Here is an 8,994-nt window from a genome sequence, read left to right on the forward strand (position 1 = left end):
CGGGCGACGCAGACGCCGTTCAACCTGATCCTGGAGGCCAGGAAGTAGCGATCAGCACAAACAGAAGGGGCGCCATTGGGCGCCCCTTCGTTTTGCAGCTTAGGCTTCAGCGTCCCACGGACGATCGCCTTTTTCATCCTTGACGCGGGTCGGCAGGCCCATCACGTCCAGCGCCTTGAGGAACGGCTCGGCTGGCAGTTCCTCGACGTTGACCATGCGTCCGGCGTCCCATTGGCCGCGGGCGACCAGCAGCGCCGCCGCCACTGGCGGCACGCCGGCGGTGTAGGAGATACCCTGGCTGTCGGTCTCGGCGTAGGCTTCTGCGTGGTCGGCCACGTTGTAGATGAACACCTCGCGCGGCTGACCGTCCTTGGTGCCCTTGACCAGGTCGCCGATGCAGGTCTTGCCGGTGTAGCCCGGGGCCAGCGAAGCCGGGTCGGGCAGCACGGCCTTGACCACTTTCAGCGGCACCACTTCCAGGCCTTCGGCGGTCTTCACCGGTTGCTCGGAGAGCAGGCCGAGGTTTTTCAGGACGGTGAACACGTTGATGTAGTGCTCGCCGAAGCTCATCCAGAAACGCACGTTCGGCACGTTGAGGTTCTTCGAGATCGAGTGAACTTCATCATGGCCGGTCAGGTACAGGTTCTGCGAACCTACCACTGGCAGGTCGTCGGTGCGCTTGACCTCGAACATGCTGTTGCTGGTCCACTGGCTGTTCTGCCAGCTCCACACTTGCCCGGTGAACTCGCGGAAGTTGATTTCCGGGTCGAAGTTGGTGGCGAAGTACTTGCCGTGGGAACCGGCATTGACATCGAGGATGTCGATCGAGTCGATGCGGTCGAAATACTGCTGCTGCGCGAGTTTCGCGTAGCTGTTCACCACACCCGGGTCGAAGCCGACACCAAGAATGGCGGTAATGTTCTTCTGCTGGCACTCTTCGAGGTGTTTCCACTCGTAGTTGCCATACCAGGGCGGGGTTTCGCAGATCTTGCCCGGTTCTTCGTGAATCGCGGTGTCCAGGTAGGCGACACCGGTATCGATGCAGGCGCGCAGCACCGACATGTTGAGGAAGGCGGAACCAACGTTGATCACGATCTGCGATTCGGTCTCGCGGATCAGTGCCTTGGTCGCCTCGACATCGAGGGCATTGAGCGAGAAGGCCTGGATGTCGGCGGGTACCTTGAGGCTACCCTTGGCCTTGACGCTGTCGATGATGGCCTGGCATTTGGAGATGTTCCGTGACGCGATGGCAATACGACCGAGTTCGTCGTTATGCTGCGCGCACTTGTGGGCCACCACCTTGGCGACACCTCCTGCACCAATGATAAGAACGTTCTTCTTCAATTTACCTTGTGCTCCTTACTGAAAAGGCCTGCCCATCAGGACAGGCTGGAAACGTAGTCGTCGAAGCCGAATTCGCGCACCAGTTCGACGCTGCCGTCGAGCTGCTTGACCGCGATGGACGGCATTTTCAGACCGTTGAACCAGTTTTTCTTGACCATGGTGTAGCCGGCCGTGTCGACGAACGACAGGCGGTCACCAATCTGCAGCGGCTTGTCGAACTGGTACTCGCCGAAGATATCGCCGGCCAGGCACGATTTTCCGCAGACCATGTAGGTGTGCGCGCCATCGTTGGGGGCCATCTTGGCGTTGAGGCGGTAGATCAGCAGGTCGAGCAGGTGCGCTTCGATCGAGCTGTCGACCACGGCCAGGTGCTTGCCGTTGTACAGGGTGTCGAGCACGGTCACTTCCAGCGAGGCGCTGTTGGTGATGGCCGCTTCGCCTGGTTCCAGGTACACCTGCACGCCGTATTTCTCGGCGAAGCCCTTGAGGCGGGCGCAGAAGGCGTCCACGGCGTAGTCTTCGCCGGTGAAGTGGATGCCACCACCGAGGCTGACCCACTCGACCTTGTGCAGCAGGTGGCCGAAGCGTTCCTCGATGTGTGTGAGCATCTTGTCGAACAGGCCGAAGTCACCGTTCTCGCAGTTGTTGTGGAACATGAAGCCGGAGATCTTCTCGATCACCTTCTCGATCTTTTCCGGGTCCCACTCACCGAGGCGGCTGAACGGACGCGCCGGGTCGGCCAGCAGGTAGTCGGAGCTGCTCACCTGCGGGTTGACGCGCAGGCCGCGAACCTTGCCCTCGGACTGCTCGGCGAAGCGCTCGAGCTGGCCGATGGAGTTGAAGATGATCTTGTCGCAGTTCTCCAGCATCTCTTCGACTTCGTCGTCGGCCCAGGCCACGCTGTAGGCGTGGGTTTCGCCGGCGAACTTCTGGCGGCCGAGCTTGAGCTCGAACAGCGAGGAAGAGGTGGTGCCATCCATGTACTGCTGCATCAGGTCGAATACCGACCAGGTGGCGAAGCACTTGAGGGCGAGCAGGGCCTTGGCCCCGGACTGCTGGCGGACATAGGCGATCTTTTCCATGTTGCCCAGCAGTTTCTGTTTATCGATGAGGTAATACGGCGTCTTGATCATTTAAAGGCCCCCGGCCAGGCCGGCCAAAAAAAGGACACGCATTGTGCCTTCACTTGTCGCGGTACGAAAGGGCGCGGGGCGCATTTCGTCCGAGTTGCCGGCGCATGCTCAGTTGAACAGGATAATGTGACCATCCGAAGCGGCCCCGCTGTGAGGCGCCGCTTGGCTGGGTCATGTTGCAGGGGCCGGCTTGCCGGCGAACACCGATATGGCCGGCGCCTACCGCGACGCGGTCAGCTCAGCAGGTCTTCGTAGAAGGCGCCGTAAGGCAGTTCGGGATGGGCGATCTGGATTTCCAGGATCCACAACCCCGCACTGGGTTGCCCGGCAAAATCGCCCAGGTTGCCACCGCGATAAATGGCGTGGGGGAAGTCGCTGACGCGGTGGCCCTTGATATCCATGTTGAGCCGCCAGCCCAGCTGCTGGGCGCGCTCGGCGGCGAAGCGGTAGAGTTCCACGCCGTTCACCCGCTGTGAGCGCCAATGGGCTTCGACCTCTTCGAACAGCGTCTTGGCGGCCTGGGCGCAGGCATGCATCTGCGGATCGTTGCCGGTGACGAAGGTGGCACCAGCATCTCCTTCATGGCCTTCGAAGACCACGCCCATGTCGATGAAATAGATGTCGTGCTTCCCCAGCAGCGGATCCCCCTCGGAACGCTCCTTGAAGGTTTTCAGTGTATTGCTGCCAAAGCGGATATGGGTGGGGTGCCAGATTCTTTGCATGCCCAGTTCCTCCAGCACGCTTTGGCCCAAGGCCCGTGCTTCGGACTCGCGCATGCCGGGGCCGATGCCCTGGGCGATGCGCTCGACGGCCTGCCAGGTCATGCGCTGGGCATGTTTCATCAGTTCCAGCTGATAGGGGGCGCCCACAGCTTCCTTTGCAGTGTTGGCGGCAGTCATGCCGGTACTCCTCATCGGGTGTCTATCGTTATGGTTATGCTCATATAGCGATAAGCTTCGCTGCCTCGATCTCTGGGCGCACGCCACGCAGGAACAGATTGGCCAAGGCCTGGGTCGACGCCCGCGTCGGCTTCAGCCGCGCCGAACTGCCGGGCGCCTCGCCAAAGCGGAAGCTGGCCAGGGGCGTGGACCAGAGGAACAGTAGCAGGTGCTCCGGCGCAGTCCGGGCAATCAGGCCTTGCTCCATCCACTGCGCCAGGCACGCCAGGTTCTGCCGGGCGCTCTGGCGCAGGGCCTCGCTGCGCTCGTCGGGCAGGCGCCGCCCGCCATGGAGCATCTCCTTGAGCCAGACGCGCGTGGCATGGGGGTGCCGGCGGGCCACTTCGGCCTTGGCCTTGAAGTAACGGGGCAGGGCCTGTTGCGGCTGCGCCTCGGGCGCCAGGCTACGCGCGGCGCGCAGCAAGGGCTCCATTACCAGGTCCAGCACGGCGCTGTGGAGCTGTTGCTTGTTGCGAAAGTAATAGAACACATTGGCCCTGGGCAGGCCGGCGCGGTTGGCGATGGCGTCGACCCGGGCGGCGGCGAAGCCGTGGTGGGCGAACTCCTCGCTGGCGGCAGTGAGGATCAGTTGCAGGTTGCGGTCACGGATACTGGGCATGGCTAAGGCAGGATGTCTGATTCGCTATATCGAAAAGTATATAGCGTTAACTGTCCTGCCTGCTATCGGTGTTCCGTGCCGGGGCGGGATCAGGCCAGTTGTTCGCGCCAGGCGCGCATTTGCTCCAGGGTCGCCGTTGCGCCACCGCAGACGATTACCAGTACATTTGCGTAGGGGGCAAGCACTTCTGGGCGCTGGAGCAACGCCAGCGCGGCGCCGCAGGCCGGTTCCACCAGTAGTCGCTGGTCGAGCAGCAGGCGCTCGCAGGCATCCAGCGCTTCACGGTCGCTGACCAGGTGGCTGAGCACGGTATGGGTGTGGCAGCAGGCCATCGCCTGTTCGGCCACCCGCTTGGCCCCCAGCGAGGTCGCCACCGATTGGATGCCGGGCAGTTCCACGGTATGCCCGGCCGCGATGGCCGCGTGCAGCGAAGCCGCGCCCTCGGTCTCCACCGCCAGCACCGGTACGTCGTGCCAGCCATTGCGCTGCAACCCTTCGACCACGCCGCTGAGCAGCCCGCCGCCACCGACCGAGAGCACCACCGCGTCGGGTTTGAAGCTCGCCACAGCCACCTCGTCGATCATGCTGGCATGGCCGCTCCACAGCAGTGGATCGTCGAATGGATGGATGAACGCAGAGTTTGGCCCCAGCAGCGTTTGTGCGTGGGCGTTGGCCTCTTGCCAGGAACTGCCATGCACCACCACGCTGGCGTCTTCCTGGCGCAACAGCTCCTTGGCCCGCTCGGTGGTGGTTTCGGGCACCACCACAGTTACTGGCAACCCCAGCTTGCGCCCGGCATAGGCCACCGCCAGTCCGGCGTTGCCGCCTGAAGACGAGACGAAATGCTGCGCGCCACGGGCCTGGTGTATTTCACAGGCGTGGCCGACCCCACGCAGCTTGAACGAGCCGCAGGGTTGCAGGGCCTCCAGCTTGAGCCAAACCGGGCGCCCGGCAGTGCGCGACAGGGGACGGGACTCGATCAGCGGGGTATGGATATGCAATGGCATGGGAGCTCCTGAGGTCAGTCGCGGGCAGCTGGCGTGTGCTCGCCGCGCAGCTGCTCCAGGTAGTTGTAGACGGTGTAGCGGGTGACGCCGAGGGCCTCGGCGGCCTTTTCCACGCCGCCCTTGACGATGAACAGGCCGCGTTCCTGCATGACCCGCACGGCCTCGACCTTGGCCTGTTTGTTCAGCCGGCCCTGGCCGCTGCGCAGCAGCGCGTCCTGGATGATCTCGGTCATCAGCACCGCCATGTCGGCGGGCTCGGCGTTGCTGGGCGTGGCGCAGGCCGCGCCCAGCGGCTGGAAGTGCTGGAGGAAGGCCATGGCCGCGTCGAGGCCGGTGACGTCGCTGTTCACGCACAGGCTGGCGAAGGGGTGGCCGGTGCTGTCGCGGAAGATCGCCGTGGCGCTGCGCAGGGTGCGGCCCTTGAGGGTGGTGGGGTAATCGGGCAATACCACTGGGTCGCAGCCACGCTGCTCCACCGTGGCGCGCATCAGCGCCTCGAAGCCTTGGTCCTGCTCAGGGGCGGCGAGGATCGGGCTGCCGACCTGGCGGCCGGAAAGATGGCCATTGATGATGGCCACCACGGAGTGCTCCGGGTGGTCGAGGTCGTGCAGGAGGATTTCCAGGTTGTTGGGCACGACGCTGCCCAGGGCCTTGAGGGTGGCCTTGAGGACGGTAAGGGTGAGCTGGCGTTCGTGAAAGGGATCGGAAGGGGGCATGGAAACTCGCCAAATTCAATGTTGTGTTGAATTTTACACAATTTGTTGAATTTGGCGAGCGTTGTTCAAGCGCTTCGCGGGGCGTGGATCAGCCCAGTTTTGGCGTGCGCGGCGGGATCATCCGGCGCGACCCGGTCGACTCGAACGCGGCGGCGAATTTCAACAGGTTGTTGTCGCTGTAGGCGCGGCCTGCGAAGGTCAGCCCCACCGGCATGCCGATATCGGCCATCACGCCCATCGGCACGGTGACGGTCGGCACGCCCAGGTGACGAATCGCCAGGTTGCCGTTGGCCACCCAGATACCGTTGCTCCAGGCGATGTCCGCCGACACCGGGTTGACGTCGGCATCGGCCGGGCCGACATCGGCCACGGTGGGGAACAGCACCGCATCCAGGCCCTGGGCGTCCATCCAGTCTTCCAGGTCGAGCTTGCGCGTGGCCTCCAGGCCGCGCAGGCCATCGGGCACGGTGGCGATCTGGTCCCAGCTCTTCAGGCCGCGCTTGGCCATGTTGACGTATTCATCCATGCCGGCGGCCAGGTCGTCCTCACGGTTGGGCAGGGTACCCGGGTCGTGGGGGAAGATCTGTGGGCCGTCGACATCGGCCAGACGGTTGAGCTTGGGATCGTCGTTGGCGCGCAGGAAGTCGTCGAAGGCCCAGCCGGACAGCTCCCAGAGCTCGTCATGGAGGAACTCCTTGCTGACGATGCCGCGGTTGAACACGGTCGGCGCGCCGGGGCGGTCGCCTTCACAGTTGGAAACCAGCGGGAAGTCGGTTTCGACCACTTCGGCGCCGGCGGCTTCCAGGGCCTGGCGGGCCTGGTTCCACAGCTCGATCACGCTGGCGCGGGTGTTGATGCGCTGGCCAGTCGGGCCGCCGATGCCCGGCTTTTCCGAGGTGCCGGCTTCGGCGTCGGCATTGATGTACATGCGTGGCACTGCGAAGCGCTTGCCCTTGAGCGAGTCGGCGGTCACTGCCAGGTCCAGGTATGACTGCGGGCGCACGCTGGAGGCGGCCGGGATTGGCACCCACGGTTGCAGGCGCCACAGGTCGCCGCGCTGGTTGGCGTCGTCAGCCACCACCACGTCGAGGATCTCCAGCAAGTCGGCCATGGTCCGAGCGTAGGGCACGACCACGTCCATGGTCGGGGTCAGCGGCCAGTTGCCGCGCACCGAGATCACTCCGCGTGACGGGGTGTAGGCGCACAGGCCGTTGTTCGAGGCCGGGCCGCGGCCGCTGGACCAGGTTTCCTCGGCCAGGCCGAAGGCGCTGAAGCTGGCGGCGGTGGCGGTTCCGGCGCCGTTGGAGGAGCCCGAGGCGAACGGCGCGGTCAGGTAGTTGGCGTTGTACGGGCTTTCGGCGCGGCCATAGACCCCGCGCTGCATGCCGCCGTTGGCCATCGGCGGCATGTTGGTCTTGCCCAGGCAGATGGCGCCGCCAGCGCGCAGGCGCTCGACGGTGAAGGCATCGCGCTGGGCGACCAGGTCCTTGAATGCCGGGCTGCCGGAGGCGGCGGTCAGGCCCTTGACCAGGTAGCTGTCCTTGGCGGTGTAGGGGATGCCGTCCAGCGGGCCGAGCGTCTGGCCACGGGCGCGACGGGCGTCGGAGGCTTCGGCTTCTTTCAGGGCTTCAGGGTTGCGCACCACCACGGCGTTGAGTGCGGTGGCGGTGCCCTGGCCATCATAGGCGTCGATGCGCGCCAGGTAGGCCTTGACCAGTTCGACGGCGGTCGTGCGGCCGGACTCGAGCGCGTCGCGCAGCTCGGCAATGGAAACCTCGGTTACCTCGATCATGCTGTCACCACAGTTGTGCAGGTGGAAAAATCATGGCGGCGAGTGTAGCAAGAAGGTCCCGAGGGGCGCAGGCATGCAGTGGGGAAATGCTTCGTTGCAGCGCGGCATTCTGGCCGTGCCACGCGGTCCTTGCAGACGCGGCCTTGCCGACGCCTCGGCAAGGCCGCTCAGGGTCAGTCCAGGTCCGCCGCGCAATGGCGCTCTGGCACCTGGCTGGCTTCGTCGCCCCAGGTGCGGTTGACCCGGGTGCCGCGCTGCACGGCTGGGCGTTGGGCAATGGCTTCGGCCCAGCGTTGCACATGCCGGTATTCATCCACCGCGAGGAACTCGGCGGCGCCGTACAGGTTGCCGCGCACCAGCTGGCCATACCAGGGCCAGACGGCGATGTCGGCGATGCTGTACTCGTCGCCGCCCAGGTAAGGGCTTTTGGCCAGGCGCCGGTCGAGCACGTCGAGCTGACGCTTGGCCTCCATGGTGAAGCGGTTGATGGCGTATTCGAACTTCTCTGGCGCATACACATAGAAATGGCCGAAACCGCCGCCCAGGTAGGGTGCCGAGCCCATCTGCCAGAACAGCCAGTTCAGGCTCTCGGTGCGCGCGGCCGCTGCCTTGGGCAGCAAGGCGCCGAATTTTTCCGCCAGGTACAGCAGGATCGAGCCGGACTCGAATACCCGTACGGGCGGTTCGACGCTGTTGTCGAGCAGGGCGGGGATCTTCGAGTTCGGGTTGACCGCGACGAAGCCGCTGGCGAACTGGTCGCCTTCACCGATGCGGATCAACCAGGCGTCGTACTCGGCGCCGGCATGGCCGAGGGCGAGCAGTTCTTCCAGGAGGATGGTGACCTTGACGCCGTTGGGCGTGGCCAGGGAGTAAAGCTGCAGTGGCTGCTTGCCGATCGGCAACGGTTTGTCGTAGGTAGGGCCGGCGACGGGGCGGTTGATGCTGGCGAACTGGCCTCCAGAGGGGGCCTGGTGGGTCCAGACCTTGGGCGGAATGTACTCGGGCTTGCTCATGCGCGGAATCTCCTGGAAGGCGGAATGCGGCCAAGTAAAGGCGTTGACCTGCATTCATGCCATGGGTTCGGCGCGAGGGACAAATGCAATCGATGCATAACTGATATCGAGCCGCGAGGATTTACAGGTAGGGCCAGGTGTGAAGCAACCCCGCCAAGCACTTGAGGCACCGCTTCGCCTGGTTCGCCAGCAAGGCTGGCTCCTACGGGGCGGGGTTTGCCGCAAACGTGTAGGAGCCGGCTTGCCGGCGAACACCGGCATAGCCGGTGCCAACCACCGCGCCGCCTGTTTCGCCAGCAAGGCTGGCTCCTACGGGGCGGGGTTTGCCGCAAACGTGTAGGAGCCGGCTTGCCGGCGAACACCGGCATAGCCGGTGCCAACCACCGCGCCGCCTGCTTCGCCAGCAAGGCTGGCTCCTACGGGGCGGGGTTC

Annotated in this window: 8 protein-coding genes; all 8 read right to left on the bottom strand. The window is 64.6% G+C overall.

Annotated elements, in window-relative coordinates:
- Window positions 1-99: 99 nt before the first annotated feature.
- The 8 genes from E3U47_RS24545 to yghU all read right to left on the bottom strand — a co-directional run bounded on the left by E3U47_RS24545 (window position 100) and on the right by yghU (window position 8,562).
- Window positions 100-1,344, bottom strand: coding sequence for a saccharopine dehydrogenase family protein (locus tag E3U47_RS24545; RefSeq protein WP_134694159.1), 1,245 nt, complete (start codon window positions 1,342-1,344; stop codon window positions 100-102).
- A 35-nt stretch (window positions 1,345-1,379) separates the two neighbouring features.
- Window positions 1,380-2,477, bottom strand: a complete 1,098-nt coding sequence (gene nspC, locus E3U47_RS24550) for a carboxynorspermidine decarboxylase (RefSeq protein WP_134694160.1) — start codon at window positions 2,475-2,477, stop codon at window positions 1,380-1,382.
- A gap of 233 nt (window positions 2,478-2,710) precedes the next feature.
- Window positions 2,711-3,376, bottom strand: a complete 666-nt coding sequence (locus E3U47_RS24555) for a M24 family metallopeptidase (RefSeq protein ID WP_134694161.1) — start codon at window positions 3,374-3,376, stop codon at window positions 2,711-2,713.
- A 40-nt stretch (window positions 3,377-3,416) separates the two neighbouring features.
- Window positions 3,417-4,034, bottom strand: coding sequence for a TetR/AcrR family transcriptional regulator (locus E3U47_RS24560; RefSeq protein WP_134694162.1), 618 nt, complete (start codon window positions 4,032-4,034; stop codon window positions 3,417-3,419).
- Between the two features lie 89 nt (window positions 4,035-4,123).
- Entirely contained in the window at window positions 4,124-5,041 is a 918-nt protein-coding gene (locus E3U47_RS24565; protein ID WP_134694163.1) for a pyridoxal-phosphate dependent enzyme, read from the bottom strand.
- Between the two features lie 14 nt (window positions 5,042-5,055).
- On the bottom strand, window positions 5,056-5,757 hold the full coding sequence (locus E3U47_RS24570; RefSeq protein ID WP_134694164.1) for a transcriptional regulator: 702 nt from the start codon (window positions 5,755-5,757) through the stop codon (window positions 5,056-5,058).
- Between the two features lie 88 nt (window positions 5,758-5,845).
- Window positions 5,846-7,549 (bottom strand): amidase, encoded by a 1,704-nt coding sequence (locus E3U47_RS24575; RefSeq protein ID WP_134694165.1) that lies wholly within the window; start codon window positions 7,547-7,549, stop codon window positions 5,846-5,848.
- A gap of 173 nt (window positions 7,550-7,722) precedes the next feature.
- The gene (yghU, locus tag E3U47_RS24580) at window positions 7,723-8,562 is read right to left on the bottom strand and encodes a glutathione-dependent disulfide-bond oxidoreductase (RefSeq protein WP_134694166.1); all 840 of its coding nucleotides are present in this window, start codon (window positions 8,560-8,562) and stop codon (window positions 7,723-7,725) included.
- Window positions 8,563-8,994: the final 432 nt, after the last annotated feature.

It is taken from the genome of Pseudomonas sp. RIT623 (genome assembly GCF_004519305.1).
GTDB lineage: Bacteria > Pseudomonadota > Gammaproteobacteria > Pseudomonadales > Pseudomonadaceae > Aquipseudomonas.